The organism is Undibacterium sp. CCC3.4, assembly GCF_034347425.1.
In the GTDB taxonomy this organism is placed as follows: Bacteria; Pseudomonadota; Gammaproteobacteria; order Burkholderiales; family Burkholderiaceae_D; genus Undibacterium.
Map to the genome: position 1 here is coordinate 3,925,600 of NZ_CP133779.1, position 26,378 is coordinate 3,951,977.

Annotated in this window: 24 protein-coding genes; 9 read left to right on the forward strand and 15 right to left on the reverse strand. The window is 55.3% G+C overall.

Annotated elements, in window-relative coordinates:
• The first annotated feature begins 14 nt into the window (after positions 1 to 14).
• A complete protein-coding gene (locus RHM61_RS17445) occupies positions 15 to 1,808 on the forward strand; it encodes an ABC transporter ATP-binding protein (protein ID WP_322248573.1) in 1,794 nt (597 codons plus the stop codon).
• Positions 1,805 to 2,287 (forward strand): cupin domain-containing protein, encoded by a 483-nt coding sequence (locus RHM61_RS17450; RefSeq protein WP_322248574.1) that lies wholly within the window; start codon positions 1,805 to 1,807, stop codon positions 2,285 to 2,287. The genes RHM61_RS17445 and RHM61_RS17450 overlap by 4 nt, the downstream gene beginning before the upstream one ends.
• Here RHM61_RS17450 and RHM61_RS17455 read toward each other — a convergent pair whose 3' ends face one another.
• A complete protein-coding gene (locus RHM61_RS17455) occupies positions 2,288 to 3,280 on the reverse strand; it encodes an NAD(P)/FAD-dependent oxidoreductase (RefSeq protein WP_322248576.1) in 993 nt (330 codons plus the stop codon).
• Positions 3,281 to 3,394: 114 nt separating this feature from the next.
• Complete coding sequence (locus RHM61_RS17460) at positions 3,395 to 3,844, reverse strand: CBS domain-containing protein (RefSeq protein ID WP_322248578.1); 450 nt, start codon at positions 3,842 to 3,844, stop codon at positions 3,395 to 3,397.
• Between the two features lie 163 nt (positions 3,845 to 4,007).
• On the opposite strand from RHM61_RS17460, the gene RHM61_RS17465 reads away from it, so the two are divergent.
• From RHM61_RS17465 to RHM61_RS17485, 5 genes are all read left to right on the forward strand, one after another.
• The gene (locus tag RHM61_RS17465; RefSeq protein WP_322248579.1) at positions 4,008 to 5,318 is read left to right on the forward strand and encodes an O-acetylhomoserine aminocarboxypropyltransferase; all 1,311 of its coding nucleotides are present in this window, start codon (positions 4,008 to 4,010) and stop codon (positions 5,316 to 5,318) included.
• Position 5,319: 1 nt separating this feature from the next.
• Entirely contained in the window at positions 5,320 to 6,126 is an 807-nt protein-coding gene (locus tag RHM61_RS17470) for an alpha/beta hydrolase (protein ID WP_322248580.1), read from the forward strand.
• Positions 6,127 to 6,132: 6 nt separating this feature from the next.
• A complete protein-coding gene (locus RHM61_RS17475) occupies positions 6,133 to 6,750 on the forward strand; it encodes a LysE family translocator (RefSeq protein ID WP_322248581.1) in 618 nt (205 codons plus the stop codon).
• A gap of 189 nt (positions 6,751 to 6,939) precedes the next feature.
• On the forward strand, positions 6,940 to 7,170 hold the full coding sequence (vapB, locus tag RHM61_RS17480; protein ID WP_322248582.1) for a type II toxin-antitoxin system VapB family antitoxin: 231 nt from the start codon (positions 6,940 to 6,942) through the stop codon (positions 7,168 to 7,170).
• An 8-nt stretch (positions 7,171 to 7,178) separates the two neighbouring features.
• Entirely contained in the window at positions 7,179 to 7,580 is a 402-nt protein-coding gene (locus tag RHM61_RS17485) for a type II toxin-antitoxin system VapC family toxin (protein WP_322248583.1), read from the forward strand.
• Positions 7,581 to 7,667: 87 nt separating this feature from the next.
• On the opposite strand, the gene RHM61_RS17490 is transcribed toward RHM61_RS17485, so the two are convergent.
• Complete coding sequence (locus tag RHM61_RS17490; protein WP_322248584.1) at positions 7,668 to 8,654, reverse strand: DHH family phosphoesterase; 987 nt, start codon at positions 8,652 to 8,654, stop codon at positions 7,668 to 7,670.
• A 210-nt stretch (positions 8,655 to 8,864) separates the two neighbouring features.
• Here RHM61_RS17490 and RHM61_RS17495 point away from each other — a divergent pair, with 210 nt between their 5' ends.
• Entirely contained in the window at positions 8,865 to 9,317 is a 453-nt protein-coding gene (locus tag RHM61_RS17495) for a hypothetical protein (protein WP_322248586.1), read from the forward strand.
• A 204-nt stretch (positions 9,318 to 9,521) separates the two neighbouring features.
• On the opposite strand, the gene RHM61_RS17500 is transcribed toward RHM61_RS17495, so the two are convergent.
• The 10 genes from RHM61_RS17500 to RHM61_RS17545 form a co-directional block, all read right to left on the reverse strand.
• Positions 9,522 to 9,968 carry a GNAT family N-acetyltransferase gene (locus tag RHM61_RS17500; protein ID WP_322248587.1) on the reverse strand — a complete coding sequence of 149 codons (447 nt, stop codon included), beginning with the start codon at positions 9,966 to 9,968 and terminating at the stop codon, positions 9,522 to 9,524.
• A 4-nt stretch (positions 9,969 to 9,972) separates the two neighbouring features.
• On the reverse strand, positions 9,973 to 10,404 hold the full coding sequence (locus RHM61_RS17505; RefSeq protein WP_322248589.1) for a thioesterase family protein: 432 nt from the start codon (positions 10,402 to 10,404) through the stop codon (positions 9,973 to 9,975).
• Between the two features lie 10 nt (positions 10,405 to 10,414).
• Complete coding sequence (locus RHM61_RS17510) at positions 10,415 to 11,311, reverse strand: alpha/beta hydrolase (RefSeq protein ID WP_322248591.1); 897 nt, start codon at positions 11,309 to 11,311, stop codon at positions 10,415 to 10,417.
• Between the two features lie 23 nt (positions 11,312 to 11,334).
• Positions 11,335 to 12,237, reverse strand: a complete 903-nt coding sequence (locus tag RHM61_RS17515; RefSeq protein ID WP_322248592.1) for an SDR family oxidoreductase — start codon at positions 12,235 to 12,237, stop codon at positions 11,335 to 11,337.
• 31 nt (positions 12,238 to 12,268) lie between these two features.
• On the reverse strand, positions 12,269 to 13,267 hold the full coding sequence (locus RHM61_RS17520; RefSeq protein ID WP_322248594.1) for an NADP-dependent oxidoreductase: 999 nt from the start codon (positions 13,265 to 13,267) through the stop codon (positions 12,269 to 12,271).
• 7 nt (positions 13,268 to 13,274) lie between these two features.
• On the reverse strand, positions 13,275 to 14,579 hold the full coding sequence (locus tag RHM61_RS17525) for a serine hydrolase domain-containing protein (protein ID WP_416200192.1): 1,305 nt from the start codon (positions 14,577 to 14,579) through the stop codon (positions 13,275 to 13,277).
• Positions 14,580 to 14,614: 35 nt separating this feature from the next.
• Positions 14,615 to 15,079 carry a PaaI family thioesterase gene (locus RHM61_RS17530; RefSeq protein WP_322248596.1) on the reverse strand — a complete coding sequence of 155 codons (465 nt, stop codon included), beginning with the start codon at positions 15,077 to 15,079 and terminating at the stop codon, positions 14,615 to 14,617.
• Between the two features lie 2 nt (positions 15,080 to 15,081).
• Positions 15,082 to 15,873 carry an SDR family oxidoreductase gene (locus tag RHM61_RS17535; RefSeq protein ID WP_322248598.1) on the reverse strand — a complete coding sequence of 264 codons (792 nt, stop codon included), beginning with the start codon at positions 15,871 to 15,873 and terminating at the stop codon, positions 15,082 to 15,084.
• Positions 15,874 to 16,277: 404 nt separating this feature from the next.
• Positions 16,278 to 18,095 (reverse strand): acyl-CoA dehydrogenase, encoded by a 1,818-nt coding sequence (locus tag RHM61_RS17540; RefSeq protein ID WP_322248600.1) that lies wholly within the window; start codon positions 18,093 to 18,095, stop codon positions 16,278 to 16,280.
• 80 nt (positions 18,096 to 18,175) lie between these two features.
• The gene (locus RHM61_RS17545; RefSeq protein WP_322248601.1) at positions 18,176 to 19,354 is read right to left on the reverse strand and encodes an acetyl-CoA C-acyltransferase; all 1,179 of its coding nucleotides are present in this window, start codon (positions 19,352 to 19,354) and stop codon (positions 18,176 to 18,178) included.
• Positions 19,355 to 20,036: 682 nt separating this feature from the next.
• Here RHM61_RS17545 and RHM61_RS17550 point away from each other — a divergent pair.
• Positions 20,037 to 21,701 (forward strand): MFS transporter, encoded by a 1,665-nt coding sequence (locus RHM61_RS17550; RefSeq protein WP_322248603.1) that lies wholly within the window; start codon positions 20,037 to 20,039, stop codon positions 21,699 to 21,701.
• Positions 21,702 to 21,886: 185 nt separating this feature from the next.
• Here RHM61_RS17550 and RHM61_RS17555 read toward each other — a convergent pair whose 3' ends face one another.
• Complete coding sequence (locus tag RHM61_RS17555; RefSeq protein WP_322248605.1) at positions 21,887 to 23,272, reverse strand: efflux transporter outer membrane subunit; 1,386 nt, start codon at positions 23,270 to 23,272, stop codon at positions 21,887 to 21,889.
• A complete protein-coding gene (locus RHM61_RS17560; RefSeq protein WP_322248606.1) occupies positions 23,269 to 26,376 on the reverse strand; it encodes a multidrug efflux RND transporter permease subunit in 3,108 nt (1,035 codons plus the stop codon). The genes RHM61_RS17555 and RHM61_RS17560 overlap by 4 nt, the downstream gene beginning before the upstream one ends.
• Positions 26,377 to 26,378 lie beyond the last annotated feature (2 nt).

Here is a 26,378-nt window from a genome sequence, read left to right on the forward strand (position 1 = left end):
TTTCATTGACTATCATGCCTACCCTACACCCACTCAAAAAATTACTGCATTACGCCAGCGCTTACCGGCGCGACTTCCGTTTGGCCATGCTGTACTCGGTACTCAATAAATTCTTTGATGTCTTGCCGGAAGTATTGATCGGCGTGGCGGTCGACATCGTCGTCAATGGCGAAAAAAGTTTTCTCGCCAAACGCGTGCTCGGCGGTTTCGGCATCGTCGATACCTGGCACCAGTTGATCTTTCTCGGCGTGGTGAATGCCTTGATCTGGGGTGGCGAATCGTGGTTTGAATATTTACTCTCACTGAAATGGCGCAAGCTGGCGCAAAATTTACAGCATGATTTGCGCCTCGATACCTATGACCATGTACAAAAGCTCGACATGGCATATTTTGAAAATCAACGCACCGGCAATCTGATGTCGATTCTCAATGAAGACATCAATCAAATGGAACGCTTTCTCAATGGTGGGGCCAACCAAATTTTACAAGTGCTGTGCTCTTCGATCATGGTCAGCGCCGTGTTTTTCGCCTTGCAACCGGCGCTGGCCGTGATTGCCCTCTTGCCCGTACCGGCTATTCTGTTCGGGGCCTTTTGGTTTCAACGCCGCTTGGCACCGCGCTATGCCGAAGTACGCGAAGCGGCCGGCGATGTCAGTGCTCGTCTCAATAATAATTTGCTCGGTCTGGCCACCATCAAAGCCTATGCCACCGAAGCCTTTGAAACGGCCCATATCGCCGAGGCCAGCAACACCTACCGCGAGGCCAATGCGCGCGCCATTGCCGTCAGTGCCGCCATCACCCCGGTGATACGCATGGCGATTCTGGCCGGCTTCAGCGCCACGCTGGTGTATGGCGGTTGGTTGACTTTGCACGGTGAGCTGGCGGTCGGCGCGTATTCGGTGTTGGTGTATCTGACGCAGCGTCTGCTCTGGCCCATGACCGGGCTGGCCGATGTGGCCGATATGTATCAGCGCTCGATGTCGGCGATCGCGCGCACCATGAACCTGCTCGATACCAAAATCAGCATTCCTTACGAGGGGCAGCACTTGCCGGCCAATCAAGTACGTGGCGAGCTGCGTTTTGAAGCGCTCAGTTTCGCCTACGGAGAGCAAGCCACGCTCACAGCAATCGACTTGCACATCCCGGCCGGCCATACCGTGGCCTTTGTCGGCGCTACCGGCTCGGGCAAATCGACGCTGGTGAAATTGTTATTGCGCTTTTATGCGCCGCAATCCGGCCGCATTTTGCTCGATGGCTGCGCCACCGATAGTTTGAATTTGCAGGATTTACGCCGCGCCATCGCCTATGTGGCGCAAGATAGTTTTCTGACCGATGGCAGCATCGCTGAGAATATCGCCTACGGTGTCGAGGGTGCCAGCGATGCCGCCATTGCCGCCGCCGCCGAAGCGGCCGAAGCCTTAGAGTTCATTCAGCGTTTGCCACTCGGTTTTGCCACGCGCATCGGTGAGCGCGGCCAGAAACTCTCGGGTGGACAACGCCAACGCCTGGCCTTGGCGCGGGCGATTTTGAAAAATCCGGCCATCCTGATACTCGATGAAGCCACCAGCGCGGTCGACAATGAAACCGAAGCGGCGATCCAGCGCAGCCTCGATGTCATCAGCCGCGACCGTACTACCCTGATCATCGCACACCGACTCTCGACGGTGCGCCATGCCGATTGCATTTACGTGTTGGAAGCGGGAAGCATCATCGAAAGCGGCAGTCATCAAACCCTGCTTGATGCCAACGGTGCCTATGCGGCGCTGTGGCGTTTGCAAACCGGTCAGCGTGACGGGGAGTTAACATGAAAAACAAAATTCTTGCGCTCGCCTGCGGAGTCGCCCTAAGCCTGGCCGGCGTGACCGCGTTGATCGCCTATCAGGCTGGCCGCCATGTAGCGGCGACTCCAGCAGCGAGCCAAGCCGCGGCACCCCTGAGCTTGCTACCGTTCGCGGTCAATCCGAACTGGGTATTGGCCGGCACCCCGAATTTTCGGGCCGCTGAATTTTTTCAATCCAGCGATGGTAAAACCCGCTCCGGCATTTTTGAATGCGATGCCGCGAAATTTGAATGGCACTATCAATTTGATGAAGCCATTTACATTCTCGACGGCAGCGTTGAGATCGATTATCTGGGCCACCACTTCCACCTGAAAGCCGGGGATAGCGCACTGTTTCGCGCCGGTACCACGGCAATCTGGGAAGTTCCTACGCATCTTAAAAAATCGTGGACCATCCACGATGCCGGCGCACCGGCGCGCAGCTTGGCGCGCCTGATGCAACGCTGATCACGGCAACTGCTGAGCCAGCGCCAAGGCGCTGAGGAAGGCATTTTCCACCCGCCCGCCGCCTTCGAGGCCGGCGGCAAACCAATCACCGCACACGCCTATACCTTGTTTGCCATCCCACAGGCAATCGGCGGCGACCGGGTGCTCGGCCTGGGCAAAGCGCCAGCGATGGACCACGGCATGAATCGGCTGTATCCAACTGCCGGTGGCTTCATGGAAGGCTTTCAGCAGTTTTTCTTTGGCGCGCTCCGGATCTTCTTCCAGATGTTCGAGGCTCCAAGCCGGTGTGGCCTGCGCGACCCAGCGCTCGCCCACTCTATGCAAGGGCTTCGAGGTGTCACGCGCAATCCAAGCCAGGCGCGACTGTTCGACCCAGGCACCGCCGTAAGGCAGTTCCAGCGAGGTTTGAAAACCAAGCATCAGAGTCCAGCACGGTGCCAGCTTGGCCGCTTCGGCTTGGGCCGCAAAGGCTGGTAAGGGTGCCAGCAAGGGTGCGGCTTGATCGGCCGGTACGGCCAGTATCACGGCATCGAAGGGCCCGGCCGAGGCGGCAATCGCCACCGCATCGCTCTTGATGTTCAACAGCCATTGCGTGCCATACGCTTCCAAGGAGGTAACTTGCTGTTCTTTACGGACATCGAGACCATGCGCCAGTTGTTTGCCCAGTGCGCTCATGCCAGGTACGGCCACATAGCGCTTGCCGGATTGGCCGGCAGCTTTACTCACAGCATGATCGAGCTTGACCAACTTCTCATCCCACTGGGCGACCCAACCGAGTTTTTTCCAATCATTCACTTCTTTCTTGAAGCGCTCTGAGCTGGCAGTGAAATACTGCGCGCCATGATCAAAGCCACCTAATTCGGTCTGGCGCGTGCTCATGCGTCCGCTGACGCCCATGCTTTTCTCATAAACGGTCACGACATGTCCTTGCGCTTGCAGTTGACGGGCTGCGGTCAATCCGGACAAACCTGCTCCTACGACGGCGATATGCATATACATCCTTGTATTCGTATAATGAAAAACGCCCGCATTCTGATCACAGAAACCGGCGGGCGTTACGGGCCTTACATGTTGCGGGCATCTTAAGCCCTTATCCGCCTCATGTTATTACTCTTCGTTCTGCTCTGCCGGCCAATCGCGGATATAGGCCTTGAGCATTTTATTTTCAAAACTTTGCGCTTCGAGTACGGCTTTGGCAACGTCATAAAATGAAATCACGCCCATGAGAGTTTTGGCGTCCATCACCGGCAGATAGCGCGAGTGTTTTTCCAACATCATGCGGCGCACTTCATTGACTTCCGTTTCCGGCGTCACCGTCATCGGGTGATCATCCATGTATTTGCGCACCGTGCCGTTACCGATCGAGCCTTGATGCGTATGAATCGCGCGGATCACTTCGCGAAAGGTCAAGATACCGACGAGGTCGCCGTATTCCATCACAACTAATGAGCCGATATCTTTTTCTTCCATGAAGCTGACGGCTTCGACGATCGATGTGTCGGGCGTAATCGTAAACAGGATATTGCCCTTGACCTGGAGTATTTCTGAAACTTTCATCGTGTGTCCCCCTCTGTTATCTGTATTTTTCCACCACTACTGTTCAATGTATCGCAAGCGCTTGAAAAAATCCAGCGCCTTCGCCGATTTTCCAGTGTAAAACATATTCCGCAGTGAAGCTTAATGGTAGCATTGCTACATCAAAATATGGAGACAGCAGTCTATGAGCGGACCACATTACCCCGGCTTCGATACCTTAGCCTTGCATGCCGGTGCCACGCCAGATCCGGCAACCGGCGCCAGAGCAACACCGATTTATCTCAGTTCTTCGTTTGTATTTAACGATACCGACCACGCTGCCGCCCTGTTCAATATGGAACGCGCCGGCCATGTGTATTCCCGCATTTCGAATCCGACCAATGCGGTACTCGAAGAGCGGATTGCCGCACTCGAAGGCGGTGTCGCCGGGATCGCCGTAGCCAGCGGCCAAGCAGCACTGCATTTGGCGATCGCAACGATTGCCGGCTGTGGCTCGCACATCGTCGCCTCGCGCGCGATTTACGGTGGCTCGCAGAATTTACTCGCGTATACGATGAAACGTTTCGGCATAGAAACCAGTTTCGTCGATCCGCGCGATCTCGATGCCTGGCGTGGCGCGATCCGCCCTAACACCAAGGCCTTGTTCGCTGAAACTTTGGGCAACCCCGGTCTTGATGTGCTCAATATCGCCGCCGTCAGTGAGCTGGCACATGAGCATTATTTACCGCTGTTGTTAGATGCCACCTTCACCACTCCGTATTTATTACGGCCGTTCGAACACGGTGCCGACCTGATCTGTCATTCGGCTACGAAATTTCTGTGCGGTCATGGCACCGCCATCGGTGGTTTGCTGGTTGACGGCGGCGTATTTGATTGGCAACAGGCCTACGCACAAAGCGGCCGTTTCGAAGAACTCTGCGCACCCTACGACGGTTTTCACGGCATGGTCTTTGCCGAGGAATCGAGTGTGGCACCGTTCGCCTTACGCGCACGACGCGAAGGTTTGCGCGACTTCGGCGCTTGCATGAGCCCGCACAATGCGTTTGCGATTTTACAGGGCATAGAAACCCTGGGCCTGCGCATGGACCGGCATGTCGCCAATACCCGTAAGGTAGTGGAATTTTTACTCAGCCATCCGGCGGTGGCATCGATCGCTTATCCGGAACTAGCCAGCCATCCCGATTACGAGTTGGCCAAGACCCTGCTGCCAAAAGGTGCGGGGGCAGTGTTTTCTTTCAACCTCAAAGGCGATCGCGCCGCGGGCCGCCGCTTTGTCGAAGCACTGCAGTTGTTTTCACACTTAGCCAATGTCGGCGATGCCAAGTCCTTGGTAATCCACCCGGCCTCGACCACGCATTTCCGCGTACCGGCAGAACAATTGGCCGCCTCGGGCATCAGCGAAGGCACCATGCGCTTATCAATCGGGCTGGAAGACCCCGATGATTTGATCGAAGACTTGGCGCGTGGCTTGAAAGCCGCCATGAAGGGGGCTTGACATGATGTACACAGTACAACACCAGCAAGCCTACTGCTACAGCGGCGGCAAGGCGATCAATCCGGCACTAGCGAGCGTGGTGTTCCTTCACGGCGCGCAAAACGACCATTCCGTCTGGGCTTTGCAAAGCCGTTACCTGGCCCATCATGGTTACAATGTGTTGGCGCTCGATTTACCGGCGCATGGCCGCAGCGGCGGCAGCGCGCTCACCAGTGTCGAACAGATGGCCGACTGGGTGCTGGCCGTGCTCGATGCCGCCGGTGTGGAACAAGCCGCATTGATAGGCCACAGCATGGGTTCGCTGATTGCCCTCGAAGTATGTGCGCGCGCGCCGCAGCGCGTGACGCATCTGGGCTTGCTCGGCAGTGCCTGGCCAATGAAAGTGTCAGACAGCCTGCTCAATGCCGCGCGCGATGAGGTACAAAGCGCGATCGACATGGTCAATATTTGGTCACACAGCGCAATGACGCATAAACCGTCTTGCCCCGGACCCGGTTTTTCCATTCTGGGCGGCAGCCGCCGCTTGATGCAGAAAATTGCCGCCGGCAGCAGCGAAGCGATTTTTCATATCGATTTTTCCGCTTGCAATGCCTATGCCAACGGTGCTGCAGCAGCACACAGCGTGCGTTGCCCGACCTTGCTATTGAGTGGAAAAAAAGATCAGATGACGCCACCGAAAGCCGCCGCCCTGCTGCATCAACAGATCGCTCACAGCCGCTTCGTGCTGCTCGATCAGTGCGGCCATGCGCTGATGGCTGAACAAGCCGACCAAGTGCTCGATGCCTTGCGCGCATTTCTGCAAGAATAAAACGCAATGGATTGGCATAATCTGGCATTGTTTACCGCCACCGAAGCCGCGCTGTCGCTCTCGCCGGGACCCGCGGTAATGGTGGTGATAGCGTGCGCGATGGCACGTGGCTGGCGCACTTCGCTCTGGGCCGCGGCCGGCATCTTGAGCGGCAATGCGGTGTATTTCGCGCTCTCAGCCAGCGGTATCGGCGCACTATTGTTAACCGCCCCCCTTTTATTTCATACACTCAGATACGGCGGAGCGGCGTATCTGATTTATCTCGGTGCCTGCGCCTTGCTCGGCCGCCCCTCGGCGCTGACGCTGCCGCGTGCCGCGGATACCCCGCGCACGTCCATGCAGATTTATCGCGCTGCCATGCTGCTGCAATTGAGCAATCCCAAGGGCTTGCTGATGTTTGTCTCAATCCTGCCGCAATTCATCGACCCACAAGCCGCACTGGCCGGGCAAATGCTCATTTTGGCAGCGTGCTCGATGATACCGGAATTTTTTATCTTACTCGCGTACGGCATGCTGGCCGGCAAACTCGGCCAACATGCCACCGCGCCACGCTATGCGCTGATCACTGAACGTATTGCCGGCACACTGGTCTTGACGGCCGGGGTAGTGGTCGCGCTGCTGTGAACGCGCGGGCAAGTATGCCTAGGAGCCTGAGCGGCAGAACGGAGTCGGCTGCAAAATCACCTGAGCGGTCCATATTTCGCTTCGACTCGTTCTGCCGCTCAGGCTCCTAGCTGATGTGAGCATAGGCATTGCATAGGTCTTAACGGACTGCTATAGTAAGCTGTGTTAAACAGATGCAGGAGTAAGATTATGCGGACTGTCGCAATTTTTAAGAACGGTAAGAATCAAGCAATTCGCTTCCCGACTGACATGTCTTATGAAGGGCTCAGTGAGCTGGAAATTACCCGCAGCGGTGACACCATCACCCTACGCCCGGTTCGTCCGAGCTGGATATCGCTGACTGAATTACCCAAAGTTGATGCAGACTTTCTGCAAGATCGTCAAAGCCTGATCAGCGATGAAGGCAGGTTTACTTTGTGACGACGTACATGCTCGATACCTGCATTTGCTCGTTCATTATGCGCGAGCACCCTTTGTCGGTTTTGCAGCGATTAGCTAAGGAGGTTGCGCAAAATAATCGAATTGTAATTTCTGCAATTACCTATGCTGAAATGCGTTACGGACAGATCGGCAAAAAGGCATCGCCCAAGCACAAAACGCTGATTGATGAATTCGTGAAACGCCTCGATGCGGTCTTGCCGTGGGACCAAGCCGCGGTTGACGCGACGATAGCGGTGAAGATTCAACTCACTACGGCAGGCTTGGTAATTGGCGAGAACGACAGCGCGATTGCAGGTCATGCGATGGCTTCGAGCTGCGTGCTGGTCACAAACAATGTGCGTGAATTTGCCCGCGTTTCTGGTCTGCCTTACGAAGATTGGGTTCGCTGAGAAGAACGACGATGCGCCTTTGGTGTCTCACACATTGCAGCGACTCAATTGACTATGGGAACGACAAAGCGAAGACTTGGGTGTGCTTCACAGTGCAATAAAGTAGGCAAAGAAACGGGCAAAAAAATCATCAACGTCAGCCGACTCAAGGTGATTAATGCCGGCCGCCAGTTGCCGCCCACCGCCGCCGGGGAAGCCCTCACAAAAGCGGCTGGCTGCTTGCCGCTCCGGCTGCGCCGAGCGCACACTGACAACATAACCACCGCCACGCTTAGGCGTGAGGACGGCAAACGACTGCTCACGACGTTCTTCATGCAATTTATTGGCCAGCAAGCCAGAAATGCGGCGTGCCCACGAGACGTCAGGCAAGATGTAGATTGCCCCCCAGACATTGTTACTGGCTGGCTTGAGGCCGGCCAGATAGGTCGATTCTTCTGCATACGCATACTGCAGGGCAAGGAAATGTGGTGAGCTTTGAATGAAGTCGAAAGGATTGGCGTAATGCTGGACTTCGCGATACAGCTCAGCCGGGTGCAGGTGTAAGTCTTCGACTTGTTCGCCATAGGCATTGTAATTGAGCAGTTTGCCGAGCTCTTGCAATTGCGAACGATCGGCCCAACTCAAACTCTGTTGCATCGCCATGCCATTGGCGACGGCGTTGAGGTTGTCGCCATAGGCAGCCACCATCGCCCACATCACATAGCGACCGCCAAGATAACGGTCGACCAAAATACTGGTGCAAACATCGCGTGCCTCGCTCCAGTGAAACTGCAACTGCGGATGGGTAAAGACGGTATTGGCGCTGTGATGATCGAAATACCTCACTTCCGCCCCGGCGGCCAAGTGGCGCTGCAAAGCTGCATTATTGGCATCGAAGGAAATATCGAGTACCGTCAGACGATCGCCAGCCTTGGGCGAGATTTTTTCCAACAGGGCAATATCACGCTTCACCCCGGTGACTTCGATGGCCTTCTGCGGAAAGGCCATGCGCAACTGATGCAAGGCGCAAATACCATCGGCATCGCCGTTAAAGATATCAAAACAACGCGCTTGCGTATCGGGAATGACATCCATGCTGAGCTCTTTCGAAAAGCGCGTGTGGGCAAAGGCTAAATTAACTGTCTTGGCAGTCTTATTAATGTAGCCTAAACAGCACGATAATGCCAATCAGTGTTTTTCAACCAAGTTGCTTCATAACAACGATCATACGGAAATCTGCTCAGGCTCCTGGGACTACTCGCCACCAGCCCTCGTCGGACTGCTGGCACTGCCCACTATATTGCTATGACGTCTCCTCGTCGCTACACCTCGCGCAAATTGCCAAAACTTACTAAAGTAATCAGAAATTGCTTGTCGCGAATTTCGCAAATCATGCGTCAGTTGCCGACACGGTATTTCCAGAATTCGCCCAATTGGCTTCCTTTTAAAAAAGAAAAGCCCGGAGGCTATGCCTCCGAGCTCTCCATCTCCGACCTGAAGAGGCTGTCGCAAAAGGGTTTTCAGTCGGTATCATTACTCCAACTGGCAGACATGTCATTCGCCCGTGCTCTCGCCTCGTCATTCCTGCGTAGGCAGGAATCGAGTGGCACCTTAGTGCCTTCAGGCTGGGAGGGTCGATCAAGGGCACTTTTTTCTGTTAAATCAACACGGCCTGCTGCGCCTGAGCAGCACAGAGATAAAAGGCACCTGCGCGGCAATGACGAATTGGACGGCTGGGTGGATGCGCAATCGACCTGACTTGTGGGTAATGCTCAGCGCGCTTTTGGCGGGAACCTGGTGGAGTTCGTGCTTAACTGAACATACCAGAAATGATGGTGTTTTCAGTGCCAAAAACGATACTGGGTAACAGCCAACAGCATGCGGGACTGACGAGGTATACGGTGTTTCAGGTATAAAAATGCGGTTGCGCTGCTTCAAGCACAATGGCAACCGAGCAGCCTGCTATGACCTGGGGAAGCGATGCTGCATACCAATATGCGCAATCCCGGCTTCCATGAAAATTTCACCGTCGCGGGCGAAGCCGGCGCGGGAGTAAAAAGTTTCTGCTGCTTGCTGGGCATTGAGACGCACCGACACATCGCCGCGCAAGCGCGCCTGTTCCATCAGCAAACGCAGAATTTGCGCACCGACGCCAGTATTGCGCGCACTCGCCAACACCGCCATGCGACCGATATGTCCATCCGGCAGTAAGCGGCCGGTACCGACCGGCTCTTGTTGCTCGTTATACGCGACAGCATGCAGGCATTGCGCATCCATGGCATCCCACTCGAGTTCGACCGGTATTTGTTGCTCAACGACAAATACGGCATGGCGCACGGCATACGCATCAGTTTCCAAGGTGGCCCAATCGCCAAGCACGATGCGGGTAGTGGCAGGTAAAGTAGTCATAGTCTCAGGCTGGTGCCAAGGTTTCGAAGTTCATAATTATCGCACGCCAAGCCGGATTCACCGTCACAGCCCGGCGGGCGGCGGTGTCGGCATACACATACACGAGTTCGCCGCTGACGAGCAAATCGGTGTCGCGATAGATTTCTATCAAGAATTGCATAGAGGAGTTGCCGATACGGCCACAGCGCATGCCTATCGTCAAGACATCATCAAAGCGCGCCGGTGCCAGATATTCGAGACCGGCTTTGCGCGCATACAACTCCTGCCCTTCCCTCGCCTGTTGCTGCGCATTCGGTAAGCCGGTGGCGCGCCAGTATTCGGTAAAGGCGACATCGACATAATTGAGGTAATTGCCGTTGAATACCACGGCCTGCATGTCGACTTCCGACCAGCGCACCCGCAGCGCGTGAAAAAAAGTAAAGTCTTGGCGTGCCATGCGAGCTCTCCTATTCGCTCAAGAAGCGCCGTATCAGCGTGTTGACGCGCTGCGGCTGCTCATGAATGATCCAATGACTGCCTTCGGGAATCCGCTCGACCTGCAGGTCGGCGACAAATTCTTCCAAACCATCGAGCAAAGTGACCGGTAAGGCCTGATCATTTTCACCCCAAATCACGCGGGTCGGCACGCGAACTTGAAAGTCGTCCCGATTCAAATTCAATTGCAAGGGGCCACGCTGCCCGGCCGTTGGTGGATGCAGTGGCGAGGCGCGGTAATAATTGACTCCGCCATGCAGTCCGCGCGCCCAGCAGGCGTGGTAGCGCGCCTTGGTGGCGGCATCAAACCAAGCCGCTGCGGGCTGCCCCATGCCGTTAAAGAAACCATCGAGCAAAGCAAAATCATTGTTGGCCAGTGCTTGTTCCGAACCTTCGGCGCGCAGCCAGTTCATGTATTCGCTGGCAGCTTGCTGGCTGCCAGTTTGCGCCAGCGCTTGCGTAAACAAATACGGATGCGGAGAATTGATGATAATCAGCTTTTCCACCATCTGTGGCAGAGCGATGGCCATATTCCAGCACACGGCCCCACCCCAATCATGCGCGACGATCACGGCACGCTGATAACCGCTGGCTAAAATCAGCAAGCGCAAATCGTCGACGATGTGGCGCGCCTTGTAAGCGGCCAAATCGGTCGGCATGTCGGACAGATTAAAACCGCGCAAATCGGGCGCGAGCGCATAGTAATCGCGCCCGAACTCGGGCAATTGCGCCACCCATTCGTACCAGAATTCCGGAAAGCCGTGCACAAACAGCAGCAGCGGCCGGCCTTTTTCACCGGCTGAAGCGAAATGCAAGCGCGTGCCGTTGTCGAGCGTGAGATATTGATCAGTCTGTATGGCTGCAGTCATGGGAACTCCTGGCGGTGGCGGAATCAGGCTTTGAGTTTTTCGCGCAGCATAGCGCGGATATGCGGTGCCGCCTTGTACGGGTCGCCGGGATTGCGTTGCATGACGATGTCTTCCATGCGTTCCTGTACATTCGCCAAAGCCGATGGGTGCGAGTAAATATAAAATTGTTCGGCATCGATGGCGTTGAAGGTATTCTGCGCCACTTCCTGCGCCGTCACTTTACCGGAATTAACGGCTTTATCCGACATCGCTTGCGCCGCACGTTGGCTGGCGGTTGGTGCGAGGCTGCCTTTGACATCGTCGGGACGGTTGCGATGCGATTGCGAAATCCCGGTCGGCACAAAATACGGGCACAGTACCGAAGCACCGATAGGAGCGCCGACCAATTGCAAATCTTGGTACAGCGACTCAGACAAGGATACCACTGCATGCTTGGAGACATTGTAGACGCCCATGGTAGGGGCATTGAGCAAACCGGCCATCGAGGCGGTATTGACGATGTGACCTTCATAATCGGCATCGCGCTTGGCGCAAGCCAGCATCAGGTTGGTGAAAATCCGCACGCCGTGAATCACACCCCACAGATTAACGCCGAGTACCCATTCCCAATCGGCTTCGGTATTTTCCCACACCAAGCCACCGGAACCGACGCCGGCATTATTGAATACCAAATGAACCGCAGCGTAACGCTGCATGGCGGCATCGGCCAAAGCCTGTACTTGCGCAGCATGACGCACATCGCACAGCATGGCCAGCACTTCTGCGCCCTGTGCTGTGAGTTCGGCTGCGGTACGATCGAGTGCATCTTGCTGCACATCGGCGAGTACCAATTTCATGCCGCGCGCGGCGGCGATCAAGGCAAATTCACGGCCGAAACCACTGGCGGCACCGGTGATGACGGCGACGCGATCTTTAAATATTTTCATTTTTTGTCTCCTGCTTATTTTTATGGAAAAATTAAACTAATTTAACTAACTGCTTGCCGAAATTCTGCCCCTTGAGCAAACCGATGAAGGCTTGCGGTGCAGCGGCGATGCCATCGGCCACCGATTCGCGAAATTTCAAACTGCCACTGGCGACTTGCGTACCGAGTTCTTGCAAACCTTGTGGCCACAGGTCCATGTGTTCAGAGACGATAAAGCCGCGCAGCGTCAAGCGCATAGTCAAAAAAGCGCGCGCATTGCGAATGCTGATCGCTTCGCCGTTATAACCGGCGATCATGCCGCACAAAGCGATACGACCAAACGGATTCATGCGTGCCAAGCTGGCATCAAAAATTTCACCGCCGACGTTTTCAAACACGGCATCAATACCATTCGGTGTCGCAGCGGCCAAATCGTCGTGCAACTGACCGGCTTTGTAATCGACGCAGGCATCAAAGCCGAGTTCATCGACCACATAGGCGCATTTTTCCGCACCGCCGGCAATCCCGACCACGCGACAGCCTTTTTGTTTGGCCAACTGCCCAACCACGCTGCCCACCGCACCGCTGGCCGCCGAGACCACCACGGTTTCACCGGCTTTGACATGCATGATTTGGGTCAAACCATACCAAGCGGTCAGGCCCGGCATGCCGACGGCACCGAGATAGGCCGACAAGGGAATGTGGCTGGTATCGAGTTTGCGCAGCATAAGACCGTCTGAGATCGCCATTTCGGTCCAACCGAGCATGCCAATGACTTGGTCGCCAACGGCGAAGCGGGCATTATTGCTGGCTGCGACCACGCCGACCGTGCCGCCTATCATGGTTTCATTGAGTGGCTGCGGGGCGGCGTAACTTTTACTCTCTTCCATACGGCCGCGCATATACGGATCGAGCGACATGTAATGATTGCGTACCAAGACGTCGCCGGCGCCGAGAACCGGAATACCGACCGTTTCGAGACGGAAGTTGTCGAGCGTGACTTGGCCTTGTGGACGGGAGGCGAGGACGATACGTTGAAAAGTATTATTCATAAGAGACTCATTTCATCAGTGCGTTAGCCAGTGCTTGAAAAGCACGGTACGTGATAGGATCGCTGGCGCCATTGGCGGCCAGCGGGTGGGAAGAAAATTTCACAATAACGAGTTGCGCGGCCGGATCGATGTAAATCCGTTGACCGTGAATACCGCGCGCTTCAAACGGGTGATGCCCGGCATGCCCGACCCACCACATATTGCGATACGAATAGCCGGGCAAGCTAGTGTAACCGGCCGGCGCAAATTTAGCTGGATCGCCGCCCTTGCGGATATCGGCGACTACGGCCGCCGGCACGATTTGCTGTCCATTGAATTTGCCATTGAGTCGCAACATTTCACCGAAGCGTGCCATATCGCGCAGCGTCAGGTTCAAGCCACCGCCACCTTGTTCGGTGCCGATGCTGTCGACAGAAAAATAGGCGTCATTTTCGGTGCCGAGTTTTTGCCAAATGCGTTGCGATAACAAATCGGCCAAGGAAACGCCGCTGGCGCGCCTGACTATCCACGCCAACACTTCGGCGTTAGCAGTTTTATACGCAAATACTTGGCCATGTTCGCCCTGTTTTTTCAGCTTGACCAAGAATTCATAAAAACTATGCGGCCCTGCATAGTCTGGCTTGGTCGGCAACAAACCGCCGGCGCGCGCGTAATCCCAGACTTCGGCTTTCGGGTCGGCATAGGCTTCCGAATACTGCACGCCTATGGTCATGTCCATCACCTGGCGTACCGTGGCGTCGCCATAGGCACTGTCTTTCAACTCCGGCACATAGTCGGTGACCGGCGCATCGGCTGACAATTTACCTTCTTCGACCAACATGGCGGCCAAGGTACCGACAAACGATTTAGTAACCGACATGGCGATATGCGGCAGGTATGGCTTTGTGATGCCGAAATATTTTTCGTAAATTACTTTCCCTTGATGTAGCACCAGTATGCTGTCGGTATAGGTGGCGCTCTCCATGTCGCTCCAGCTGACCGCGACATCGTTGGTATCGCGTAAGGGCAGCGCAGCGAGATCGCGCAAAGCTTGCGGCAGCACCGAGACCGGGCCGGCACCGTGCCAAACGTTCGCAGTCGGACCCAGCTCGCGGCCATGTGAGAATGACCAGCGGGTGCGTGGGAATTGATAATTACTGCCGTTGGAAAATTTCACCAGCTTATCGGCCGGCGGTGGAAAGCCTTGCATCCAGCCGAGTTGTTGTGGATCGCTGGCGGCCGCATCGGCTATGCTGCTTTGGGCGACCGCATGGGTGGACAGAGTCAGACAAAAAAAACTACTCAGGAATAGCGCAATCGGGGTTTGCTGCATTTTGTCTCCTTGAATTTTCGGCAAACTGAAACAATTCAGTCACTACCGTACAATTTCTTCATATTGTCGCCCGATTTCAAGCGGCGCAGATATTTGAAGGTCCCCATCGCCTTGGCGACCAAGCGTTCACCATTCCAAATTTCACCTTCACAAAAACACATGGTGGTGGATTGATAAAAGGCTTTGCCACGCGCTTCGATGCTGCCGCCGACTACGCCACCCGGTTGCAAAAAACTGGTTTTCATTTCCACCGTAACCACACCTTTGAGATCAGCATGCAGCGAGCGTCCGGCCATCGCCATGACCACATCAAGCATAGTCATCAGCACACCGCCATGCGTGATTTGCCAACTGTTCATATGGCGTTCGGACAGATCCAGCGCGAGCCGCGCCTGACCGTTTTCCATCTCCAAAAATTCGACTCCGAGATCATGCAAGAAAGGATTGAGGTCGGCGCTCGGTTGCGCGATCGTGGCTGAGGCGGATTTGCTCGCTTCCATCGTTACACCGCCGAGACGCCGCCGTCAACCGCCAAAGTTTGGCCGGTGATGTGTTTGCCGGCGTCGGAAGCGAACAGCAAGGCCACGCCTTTCAAGTCTTCATCATCACCGATGCGCTGCAGTGGCGCGTCTTTGGACAATTGTTCTTCTCCCAGTTGTTCGAGTATGCCTTTGGTCATCTTCGATGGAAAAAACCCCGGTGCGATGGCATTGACGGTAATGCCGTGCACGCCCCATTCACCGGCTAAAGTGCGGGTGAAATTGATCACGGCCGCTTTCGAAGTGTTATAGGCGATGGTCTGCATGGTGCCGGGGCCATTGCCAGCCAAGCCGGCAATCGAGGCGATGTTAATGATGCGACCGCTGCGGCGCGGTATCATCGAACGCTTGCCGACCGCTTGGGCCAACAGAAAAATGCTGCGAATATTGAGGTTCATGACCTTATCCCAGGCTTCCAGCGGATAATCTTCAGCCGGCGCGCCCCAAGTCGCACCGGCATTATTAATCAGGATGTCGATATGACCGAGCCGTGCCAGCGCTTCATCGACCAGCGGCGTGACGGCATCGGCACGCGCCAGGTCGGCCACGATGGCGCTGGCAGTAATACCGCGACTATGTAAATGAGCGACGGCTTCATCGAGATCGGCTTGTTTGCGCGCCGACAGAACCACCGTCGCACCCTGCTCACCCAAGGCTTCGGCCATTTGCAAGCCGAGGCCGCGCGAGCCGCCGGTAATGAGTGCGGTCTTGCCGCTCAAATCGAATAATTGTGCTGCTGTACGTACAGTTTTCATACATAGTCTCCGGTAGTTTTATATTAGCAACTTAATAGATCGTCGCAAAAGCCTGATGGACGCTTTTTTACATCTGAAACACCGCATACCTCGTCATTCCCGCATGCCGAAGCCTCGTCATTCCCGCATGCCGCAGCCTCGTCATTCCCGCATGCCGCAGCCTCGTCATTCCCGCATGCTTTTGGCGGGAACCCAGTGTCGTTTTCAGCGCTGAAAACACGATCATCTCTGGCATTTTCAGTTAAGCACGAACGCCGCTGGGTTCCTGCCAAAAGCGCGCAGGAATGACGTGGCCACCAGTTGGGGTAATGATACCGACTCACTACCCTTTTGCGACAGCCTCTGAAGGCCGGGGTTTCAAACCCTAGTCAGATTTTTGATGAACGAGGTCAAACTCAGGCGCATCAAAACCACTTATCTTGCATCTCTTGGGTAGTACTGTCCAAGGCGGCGAGCAAATCGAGTTGCGGATAAATTTTCGGTAATTCCCAGTGGTAGAAATATTTACACGCCTGCAGTTTGCCGGCATAAAAATCGGCATCATGGCGCGCTTGTTTGGCCGTGCATAATAATGCTTGCTCGAGCCAAACCCAGGCTACCACCGCATGACCGAAGGCTTCCAGATAGGCCGAGGCATTGGCCAGTGTACGATTGAGATCGCCGGCTGCGTGCAACTGCGCGGTCACGCTGATGACACGCTGCCAGGCTTGTGCCAGCGCGCTGCCGTAATCGGCCAAGGCCGCCTGTTCGGCCGCAGCCAGCCAGGTTTTTTGCATGATTTGGCCAAGTAAAACCAAGGCAGCACCGTCGTGCATGACGACTTTGCGGCCTAATAAATCCTGCCCCTGTATGCCGTGCGTACCTTCATGAATAGGGTTGAGACGGTTATCGCGATAAAATTGTTCGACATTATATTCGCGCGTATAGCCATAACCACCATGCACTTGGATGGCCAGGTTATTCGCTTCCAGACACCATTGCGAGGGCCAGGATTTTGCTACCGGGGTGAGGATTTCCAATAACAGCGAGGCCTGCTGACGTGCCGCTTCACTGTCGGCGGTGCGCTCTTCATCGACCAAACGCGCGCAATACAGCGTCAGCGCCAAGCCACCCTCGACATAGGCTTTCTGCGCCAATAACATGCGTTTGACATCGGTATGACCGATGATAGGAATCTGCGCTGCAGCCGCGTCTTTATTCAGCGGCGGCCGGCCTTGCGGGCGATTCCGAGCGTAATCGAGCGCGTGCAAATAACCGGTATAGCCGAGCATGACGGCACCGAGACCGACACCGATGCGCGCCTCATTCATCATGTGAAACATATTCGCCAGGCCGCGATGCACAGTGCCAACCAGATAGCCGACCGCACCGGCTTGGCCACCCGGTTGAAATTTACCTTCACCGAAATTGAGCAGGCAATTGGTGGTGCCGCGATAACCCATTTTGTGATTCAGGCCGGCCAGCACGACATCGTTGCGCTCGCCGCAAGAACCATCGGCCTTGAGTAAAAATTTAGGCACGATGAAGAGGGAAATGCCTTTCACACCGGGTATCAGCTTACCGTGTTCATCGGGTACTTTGGCCAACACCAGATGAATGATGTTTTCCGACAGTTCATGTTCACCGGCGGAAATCCACATCTTATTACCGGTCAAGCGGTAGCTGCCATCGGGCTGTGCTTGCGCGCGCGTGACGATATCGGAGAGGCTGGAGCCGGCCTGCGGTTCCGACAAACACATGGTGCCAAAAAAACGCCCTTCCAACATCGGCCGTACATACGACTCGATTTGTTCCGGCGTACCGCATTTCAGCAGGGTATTGGCATTGCCTATGGTGAGAAATGGGTAGGATGCGGTGCCGACATTGGCACCTTTAAAGTAAGCGAAACCAGCCTTCTCGACCACACACGGCAATTGCATGCCGCCGTATTCGTAATCTTGTCCGGCCGCCAGCAAACCGGCTTGGCAAAAGGCTTGCAGCGCGGTTTTGACTTCCGGGATCATGTGTACGTGTTCACCGTCGAAATGCGGTTCATTCTGATCGCTTTTCTTATTGTGCGTGGCGAACAGATCGGTGGCGATGTTTTCGCAGGTGTCGAGTGCCGCGGTGAAGGTTTCGCGGCTATGGTCGGCAAAGCGCGGACGTTGATTGAGGCTTTCGACCTGTAGCCATTCGAACAGCAAAAAATCGAGGTCGCGACGAACGAGAATGGTAGATTGCATGGTATCGGCGTTAAAGAGTAGCAAGGAAATGGCACTGCACGCAGTGCCACGATTCGATCAGTTAGCGCGAGCGCGGTAACTCAGACGACTTCAAACAAACCGGCCGCGCCCTGACCGCCACCGATACACATGGTGACGACCACATACTTAACGCCGCGCCGCTTGCCTTCGATCAGCGCATGGCCGGTCAAGCGTGCGCCGGAGACGCCATAAGGATGACCAACGGCGATCGCACCGCCGTTAACATTGAGCCGGTCCATCGGGATTCCCAGCTTCTCGGCGCAATACAAGACTTGCACGGCGAACGCTTCATTGAGCTCCCATAAGCCGATGTCGGCCACGCTGAGTCCGGCCTTTTTCAACAGCTTAGGAATTGCATACACAGGGCCGATACCCATTTCATCAGGCTCGCAGCCGGCCACGGCAAAGCCGCGGAAAATTCCCAGTGGCTGCAGGCCGCGCGCTTGCGCCAGTTTGCTGCTCATCAGTACGGCCACCGAGGCACCATCAGAAAATTGGCTGGCATTGCCGGCCGAAATGACCCCACCCGGCACGGCCGAGCGAATTTTTGCCACCGCTTCGAGGGTGGTATCGGCACGAATGCCTTCATCGGCAGAAATCGTCACTTCGCGGCTGACCAGCATGCCGGTGTTTTTATCGGCCACGCCCATGATGGTGGTCATCGGCACGATTTCGGCGTCGAACAAGCCGGCCGCCTGCGCCGCTGCCGCACGTTGCTGGCTCTGCACACCGTAGGCATCTTGCCGTTCGCGCGAGATGTTGTAGCGTTTGGCGACGGTCTCGGCCGTTTGCAACATCGGCCAGTAGACTTCCGGTTTGTGTTGTTTCAACCACGGATCGACCAACATATGGGTATTGGCTTCATTCTGTACGCAAGAAATGGATTCGACCCCGCCGGCGGCGTAGATTTCGCCTTCGCCGGCGATGATGCGTTGCGCGGCCAAGGCGATGGTTTGCAAGCCGGAAGAACAAAAGCGATTCACCGTCATACCACCGGTGCTGACCGGGCAGCCGGCACGCAAAGCGATTTGCCGCGCGATATTGCTGCCGGTAGCGCCTTCCGGCGTGGCACAGCCGATGATGACATCTTCAATTTCACCCGCCTCGATGCCGGCCCGGGAAATCGCTGCAGCCAGCGCATGGCCACCGAGCGTGGCACCATGCGTCATATTGAAAGCGCCTTTCCAAGATTTGGCCAGAGCGGTACGTGCGGTAGAAACGATGACTGCATCAAACATGAGGGTGTCTCCTGATAGCTGAATGGATGGATTAATGAGCGAAGAACTACGATACCATAATATAGTACGACCGTTCGCAAAATGTGAGAAGTTATTTCAGCTGTCTTTTTTATGTCAAGTAACAACTTAATGGATCGTCGCAAGCGACGATGGAAAAGACTCTGGAAGGGGTTTGCATCCCCTCCCATCGGGTCGCTCCTTCGTCGCTCACCGGCCAAAAGAGGCTGTCGCAAAAGCCTGATGGACGTTTTTTACACCTGAAACACCGCATACCTCGTCATTCCCGCATGCCGCAGCCTCGTCATTCCCGCATGCTTTTAGCGGGAACCCAGTGTCGTTTTCAGCGCTGAAAACACGATCATCTCTGGCATTTTCAGTTAACCACGAACGCCGCTGGGTTCCTGCCAAAAGCGCGCAGGAATGACGTGGCCACCAGTTAGGGTAATGATACCGACTCAATACCCTTTTGCAACAGCCTCTGAAGGCCGGGGTTTCAAACCCTAGTCAGATTTTTGATGAATTTTTCCGTGCGCGATTGTAAGTTTCTGTAAGTTTCAAGAAAGCCTGCCGTAAGTTTAGGCTCGCACACTCAAAGCGTGCAAAAAATGTCAGCCTATTTAAAAATCCAGCTGACCTGCTTTGCCAAGAAACTTTTACATAAAATATAAATCAGGAGACAAGCATGGCGACAGCACCTATTGCAACGTCAAGCGGCATGACAGCTGAAGAACGCAAAGTTATTTTTGCTTCTTCTCTGGGAACCGTTTTTGAATGGTACGACTTTTATCTGTACGGCTCGTTGGCCGCCATCATCGCCAAGCAATTTTTTGCTGGTACCGATCCGAATACCGGCTTCATCTTTGCCTTGCTCGCCTTCGCTGCCGGTTTCATCGTGCGACCGTTCGGCGCGCTGGTGTTCGGTCGTCTCGGCGATATGATAGGTCGCAAGTACACCTTCTTGGTCACTATCCTGATCATGGGTGCCTCAACCTTCTGCGTCGGTCTGTTACCGAACTTTGCCACCATCGGCATCGCCGCCCCAATCATCTTGGTATCGCTGCGGATTCTCCAAGGCTTGGCCTTGGGTGGTGAGTACGGCGGCGCGGCGACTTATGTAGCCGAGCATGCACCACACGACAAACGCGGTGCTTACACGGCCTGGATACAAACCACGGCAACGCTGGGCTTGTTTCTGTCTTTGTTAGTCATCCTCGGTACCCGCCAAGCCATCGGCGAAGAAGAATTCGCTTCCTGGGGCTGGCGCGTGCCTTTCCTGGTGTCGGTATTCTTGCTCGCGGTATCGGTTTGGATTCGTTTGTCCATGCATGAATCGCCGGCTTTCGCCAAGATGAAAGCAGAAGGAAAAACCTCCAAAGCACCGTTGACCGAATCCTTCGGCCAATGGAAAAACTTGAAAATCGTTATTCTGGCTTTGGTTGGCCTGACTGCCGGTCAAGCCGTGGTTTGGTACACCGGTCAATTCTATGCTTTGTTCTTCCTGCAGCAAACCTTGAAAGTCGACGGTGCCACGGCCAATCTGTTGATCGCCGCTTCACTCGTGATCGGCACACCGTTCTTCATCATCTTCGGTACCTTGTCAGATAAAATCGGCCGCAAGCCTATCATTCTGGCCGGTTGCCTGATTGCTGCGCTGACTTACTTCCCTATCTTCAGCGGCCTGACCCATTATGCCAATCCTGCTCTTGAAGCAGCCTTGAAAAATGCGCCGGTGGTGGTAACAGCTGATCCGGCTGACTGCCAATTCCAGTTCAACCCTACCGGCACGAAGAAATTCAATTCTTCTTGCGACATCGTGAAAGCGAAATTGGCTGCCGCTTCGGTCAATTACTCCAATGAAGTCGCGGCACCGGGTAGCATCGCCACCGTTAAAGTCGGCGACAAGCTGATCACTTCTTACAGTTCGGCAACCTTGCCGAAAGAAGAAGCCGCAGCTAAAGACAAAGCCTTCTCGAAAGAGCTGGGCGACGCCATCAAAGCAGCCGGCTATCCACCGAAAGCCGACAGCGCGCAAATCAACAAACCGATGGTCTTGCTGTTATTGGTCATCTTGGTGATTTATGTGACCATGGTGTACGGCCCGATCGCGGCGATGTTGGTAGAAATGTTCCCTACCCGCATCCGCTACACCTCGATGTCGTTGCCCTACCATATCGGTAACGGTTGGTTCGGCGGTTTGTTGCCGACTACTGCGTTTGCACTGGTGGCATTTAAAGGCGATATCTATTACGGTCTGTGGTATCCAATCGTGATCGCCTTGGCCACCTTCGTGATCGGTGCCTTGTTCATCCGTGAAACCAAGGATAACGATATTTACGCCGACGACTGATACGGCTGTGCCGGTTTAAAAAAAAGCCGTCCGAACTTGGTTCGGGCGGTTTTTTTTCGTTCCTTAGGTCGATTCCGCGTCCACCGAGCCGCGCAATTCGTCATTGCCGCCCGATTCGTCATTGCCGCGCAGGCGGCAATCGAGTGGCGCGCACGCGCCTTTTATGTCAACTGCAATGAGCACTATTACCAACGCCCTCCAAGCGCGGCAATCAAGGCCACACTGTTCGTATATTGACGGTTCAGCACAGTCCACAGATTGGCTTCGGCGCTGATGCGCGTCGTTTGTGCCGCCAATACATTGAGGTAGGCCACGGTACCGGCCGCATACTGGTTGCGCGTGATGGTTTCGGCTCGCTGTGCCGCCACCAGCGCCAGCGTTTGCCGTTGTGCTTGCTGTTCGAGCAGGCTTTGTGCAACCAAAGTATCTTCCACATTCTGGAAGGCGGCCAGCACCGCCAAGCGGTACGCGGCCACGCTGGCGTCATATACGGCCACGGCTTGCGCCGTTTGTGCTTTGCGTAAGCCGGCGTCAAATACGGTGGCCGCCAATTGCGGGCCGATCGCCCAAATCCGGTTCGGTGCCGAGAGCAAATCGCTTAAGCCGGTGCCCTTGTAGCCACCACTGGCAGTCAAGCTCAAGCTGGGAAAGAACGCCGCTTCGGCCAGCCCGATTTGGGCATTCGCTTGCGCCATATTGCGTTCGGCGACGGCGATATCAGGCCGCCGTTCGAGCAAAGCCGAAGGCAGCAGCGCCGGCAATTGCGGCAAATGGGGTACGGTCACAGCCGCCGGCAAGCTGAAGTCAGCCGGGGCGACGCCGATAGCGGCGGCGACGGCATGTTCCAATTGTGCCAGTTGTAACTGCTTGTCTAATGTCGCTGCGCGGGCGCTTTGATACTGGCTGTCGGCCAAGTTCAAGCTGGCTTCAGAAACCGTACCGGCCCGATATTGGTTACGCGTGAGCGTGACGGTTTCACTCAAGGCCGCTTCACTGCTACGCAGTTGTTCGAGTTGCTTGTCGCTCACTACCAACTGCAGATAGGCCGAGACCAACTGGGCCTGCGCACTTAATTTAATCGCTGCCAATTGCGCGGCACTGCTGGCTTGCTTCGCTTCGCCAGCTTCAATCGCGCGCCGCACGCTGCCCCACATATCGAGCTCCCAACTGGCACTGAGATTGAGGTTAGATTGCCGCGTTACCGGCGCACCGGCGGCGCTGACGGTGCGGCTGCTGCCGGCGCTGGCCGTCAGCGATGGGAACAAGCTGGCCTCGGCTTGCGCCAATAATTGTTGGGTTTGACGATATTGTGCTTCGGCTTGCGCAATGCTCGGGCTCGCTTGTGCCTGAGTCAGCATCAAGCCATTGAGGCGAGCATCTTGATACACTTCCCACCAGGCACCACGCGGCAAAATATCGAGCGGCTCGGCCGATTTCCAACGCCCATCTTCTTTGAAGGCAGCCGCCAGCGGCACGGCCGGTTTATGATAATCGGGCCCGATCGCACAAGCCGATAAACTCAAAGCCAGGACAGTCACGGCCAAGTTGGGGCGAAACAGGAATTTTTTCATAGCGAATTACTTTGCGGTTGGGCCGGCAGTGGCGTGCGCTGGAACAGCGTGCCGCACCATAAACGGAATCGATCTAAATACACGTACACGACCGGGGTCGTATATAAGGTCAGCAATTGGCTCAGGATCAGCCCGCCGACGATGGAAATACCGAGTGGCGTGCGCATTTCCGAACCATCGCCATGACCTAGCGCCAGCGGCAAGGCACCGAACAAGGCGGCCAGTGTAGTCATCAAGATAGGCCGGAAGCGCAGCAGACAAGCTTGCAAAATCGCCTCGCTCGGGCTCAGATGTTGTTCGCGTTCGGCCGTCAATGCCACGTCTATCATCATGATGGCGTTTTTCTTGACTATCCCTATCAGCAACAAGACACCGATCAAGGCGATGATATTGAATTCGGCATCGACCGCCATCAAGGCCAACAGGGCACCGACTCCGGCCGATGGCAAGGTCGACAGAATAGTCAGAGGATGCACCAGACTCTCATACAAAATACCGAGCACCAGATACACCGCCACCAGCGCGGCTAAAATCAACAACGGTTGGTTGCTGAGCGAATCTTGAAAGCTCTTGGCACTGCCTTGAAAACTACCGCGCACCGAACTCGGCAAACCGATTTCGGCCAAGGCACTGTCAATCGCAATCGTCGCGGCCGAGAGCGAGACACCAAGCGGCAAATTGAAAGAAATCGTGGTGGCAGCAAACTGGCTTTGATGATTGACACCGAGCGAGGTATTGCTCGCTTCCCAGCGCGCGAAGGCCGCTACCGGTATCGGTTTTCCGGCTGGAGTTTGCAAGTAAATACTGGCGAGTCCCTGCGGGCTTTGCCAAAATTGCGGTGCCACTTCGAGTACCACATGGTACTGATTAAGCGCATTGTAAATAGTCGATACCTGGCGCTGACCGAAAGCATCATTGAGTACCGAGTCGACCTGATTTTGCGTCAACCCTAGCCGCGCCATGGCATCGCGATCAAACACCAGCGAGGTTTGCAAGCCCTTGGTTTCCTGATCACTGTTGACATCGGTCAGCATGCTGAGCTTACTCATCGCTTGCTGTACCTTGGGTGCCCAAGCCCGCAATTCTTCGAGGTCATCGCCTTGCAAGGTGTACTGGTATTGAGCATTGCTGGCCCGACCGCCGATCCGAATATCTTGCGCCGCTTGTAAAAACAGGGTCGCGCCGGGTTCATTGGACAAGGTTTTGCGTAAGCGGCCGATGATTTTTTCGGCATTTTCTTTGCGCACATTCAGAGGTTTCAGCGTTACAAACATATTGGCCGTATTGCGCTGACCGCCGCCGGTAAAGCCGACCACTTTATCGACCGCCGGATCGGCTGCGACGACATTGATGAAGCGCTGTAATTTTTCCTGCATGGCTTGAAACGAAATGCTTTGATCAGCCTTGATCATGCCCATCATGCGACCGGTATCTTGCTGAGGGAAAAAACCCTTGGGAACGATGATATACAAATACACATTCAGGATCACGGTGGCCAGCAGTAAAACCATCATCAATGGGCCGTGCGCTAAAGCCCAATGCAAAGAGCGACGATACCCCTCAAGCAAGCGCGCAAACACGCGCTCACTGAATTGAAACAGCCGACCCGGCGGCGCTTCGGCATGCATCGGCTTGAGCCAGCGCGCGCACAGCATCGGTGTGGTAGTCAGCGATACCACTAAGGACACCAAGATGGCAACCGATAAGGTAACGGCAAATTCGCGGAACAAGCGGCCGATGATGCCACCCATGAGCAGGATAGGAATGAACACGGCGATCAAGGAAATCGACATCGACAACACGGTGAAACCGACTTCGCGTGCACCGCGCAAGGCGGCATCAACCGGCCGCATACCGTTTTCGATATGGCGCATGATGTTTTCCAGCACCACGATGGTATCGTCGACTACAAAGCCGGTGGCAATCGTGAGCGCCATCAAACTCAGATTATTGAGCGAAAAACCGCATAAATACATCACTGCAAAGGTGGCTACCAAGGAGACCGGCACGGTAATCGCCGGTATCGCGGTGGCGCGACCATTGCGCAAAAAGATGAATACCACCAGAATCACCAAGGCAATCGAGATCACCAGCGAGCGCTCAACTTCGGTGAGCGAGGCACGGATAGTTGGGGTGCGATCCATTACCACTTCCATCTTGATGGCGGCCGGAATCGAGGCTTGCAAATTCGGTAGCAAGGCTTTCACCCGATCTACCGTTTCGATGATATTCGCACCAGGCTGACGAAACAGGATCAGCATCACCGCCGGCTGATTGCCAACCATGCCGGCATTGCGTACATCGACCACCGAATCTTTTACTTCGGCAATATCGGCAATCCTGACCGCACTGCCGTTCTTGTAACTGACAATGAGCGGTAAATAATCTTGCGCCAATTTGGCTTGGTCATTGGCTTGCACTTGCCATTGACGTTGGCCATCTTCGATGAAGCCCTTGGGCCGATTGGCATTAGTGCTAGTAATCGCAGCGCGTACGGTTTCGAGGCCGATGCCATAATTATTCAGTTGCATGGGATTAACTTCTATCCGCACCGCCGGCTGCGAACCGCCGCCGACGACAACATTGCCGATACCATTTACCTGAGCCAGTTTTTGCCCGAGTATGGTGTCGGCGGCATCGTACATTTGTCCACGCGTGAGCGAATCGGAAGACAGCGCAATGATCATGATCGGCGCATCGGCCGGATTGACTTTGCGATAGGTCGGGCTCGATGGCATGCCGCTCGGTAAGATCGCACGCGCCGCATTGATGGCCGCTTGCACATCGCGCGCGGCACCGTTGATATCGCGGTCCAGATCGAATTGCAAGGTCACATTGCTGGAACCGAGCGCACTTGAGGAAGTGATTTCCGATACCCCGGCGATACGCCCGAGCGCCCGTTCCAGCGGCGTGGCGACGGTGGCGGCCATGGTTTCCGGGCTGGCACCCGGCAATTTGGCACTCACCGAAATAGTCGGAAAATCGACTTGCGGCAGCGGTGAGACCGGCAGCAAACGGAAGGCCAAGATGCCGGCCAGCAGTATCGCCAGCGTCAACAAGGTGGTGGCGATAGGACGGCGGATAAACGGTGCGGAAGAAAACATGC

What these genes read in the sequence shown, in the direction of transcription:
- RHM61_RS17445 (WP_322248573.1), top strand. Translation starts at nt 15, where the DNA reads ATGCCTACCCTACACCCACTCAAAAAATTACTGCATTACGCCAGCGCT.
- vapB (WP_322248582.1), top strand. Translation starts at nt 6,940, where the DNA reads ATGCGGACTGTCGCAATTTTTAAGAACGGTAAGAATCAAGCAATTCGC.
- RHM61_RS17510 (WP_322248591.1), bottom strand. Translation starts at nt 11,311, where the DNA reads ATGACTGCAGCCATACAGACTGATCAATATCTCACGCTCGACAACGGC.
- RHM61_RS17465 (WP_322248579.1), top strand. Translation starts at nt 4,008, where the DNA reads ATGAGCGGACCACATTACCCCGGCTTCGATACCTTAGCCTTGCATGCC.
- RHM61_RS17500 (WP_322248587.1), bottom strand. Translation starts at nt 9,968, where the DNA reads ATGACTACTTTACCTGCCACTACCCGCATCGTGCTTGGCGATTGGGCC.
- RHM61_RS17475 (WP_322248581.1), top strand. Translation starts at nt 6,133, where the DNA reads ATGGATTGGCATAATCTGGCATTGTTTACCGCCACCGAAGCCGCGCTG.
- RHM61_RS17525 (WP_416200192.1), bottom strand. Translation starts at nt 14,579, where the DNA reads ATGCAGCAAACCCCGATTGCGCTATTCCTGAGTAGTTTTTTTTGTCTG.
- RHM61_RS17470 (WP_322248580.1), top strand. Translation starts at nt 5,320, where the DNA reads ATGATGTACACAGTACAACACCAGCAAGCCTACTGCTACAGCGGCGGC.
- RHM61_RS17550 (WP_322248603.1), top strand. Translation starts at nt 20,037, where the DNA reads ATGGCGACAGCACCTATTGCAACGTCAAGCGGCATGACAGCTGAAGAA.
- RHM61_RS17540 (WP_322248600.1), bottom strand. Translation starts at nt 18,095, where the DNA reads ATGCAATCTACCATTCTCGTTCGTCGCGACCTCGATTTTTTGCTGTTC.
- RHM61_RS17555 (WP_322248605.1), bottom strand. Translation starts at nt 23,272, where the DNA reads ATGAAAAAATTCCTGTTTCGCCCCAACTTGGCCGTGACTGTCCTGGCT.
- RHM61_RS17515 (WP_322248592.1), bottom strand. Translation starts at nt 12,237, where the DNA reads ATGAAAATATTTAAAGATCGCGTCGCCGTCATCACCGGTGCCGCCAGT.
- RHM61_RS17460 (WP_322248578.1), bottom strand. Translation starts at nt 3,844, where the DNA reads ATGAAAGTTTCAGAAATACTCCAGGTCAAGGGCAATATCCTGTTTACG.
- RHM61_RS17545 (WP_322248601.1), bottom strand. Translation starts at nt 19,354, where the DNA reads ATGTTTGATGCAGTCATCGTTTCTACCGCACGTACCGCTCTGGCCAAA.
- RHM61_RS17505 (WP_322248589.1), bottom strand. Translation starts at nt 10,404, where the DNA reads ATGGCACGCCAAGACTTTACTTTTTTTCACGCGCTGCGGGTGCGCTGG.
- RHM61_RS17485 (WP_322248583.1), top strand. Translation starts at nt 7,179, where the DNA reads ATGCTCGATACCTGCATTTGCTCGTTCATTATGCGCGAGCACCCTTTG.
- RHM61_RS17490 (WP_322248584.1), bottom strand. Translation starts at nt 8,654, where the DNA reads ATGGATGTCATTCCCGATACGCAAGCGCGTTGTTTTGATATCTTTAAC.
- RHM61_RS17520 (WP_322248594.1), bottom strand. Translation starts at nt 13,267, where the DNA reads ATGAATAATACTTTTCAACGTATCGTCCTCGCCTCCCGTCCACAAGGC.
- RHM61_RS17560 (WP_322248606.1), bottom strand. Translation starts at nt 26,376, where the DNA reads ATGTTTTCTTCCGCACCGTTTATCCGCCGTCCTATCGCCACCACCTTG.
- RHM61_RS17450 (WP_322248574.1), top strand. Translation starts at nt 1,805, where the DNA reads ATGAAAAACAAAATTCTTGCGCTCGCCTGCGGAGTCGCCCTAAGCCTG.
- RHM61_RS17530 (WP_322248596.1), bottom strand. Translation starts at nt 15,079, where the DNA reads ATGGAAGCGAGCAAATCCGCCTCAGCCACGATCGCGCAACCGAGCGCC.
- RHM61_RS17535 (WP_322248598.1), bottom strand. Translation starts at nt 15,873, where the DNA reads ATGAAAACTGTACGTACAGCAGCACAATTATTCGATTTGAGCGGCAAG.
- RHM61_RS17495 (WP_322248586.1), top strand. Translation starts at nt 8,865, where the DNA reads ATGACGTCTCCTCGTCGCTACACCTCGCGCAAATTGCCAAAACTTACT.
- RHM61_RS17455 (WP_322248576.1), bottom strand. Translation starts at nt 3,280, where the DNA reads ATGCATATCGCCGTCGTAGGAGCAGGTTTGTCCGGATTGACCGCAGCC.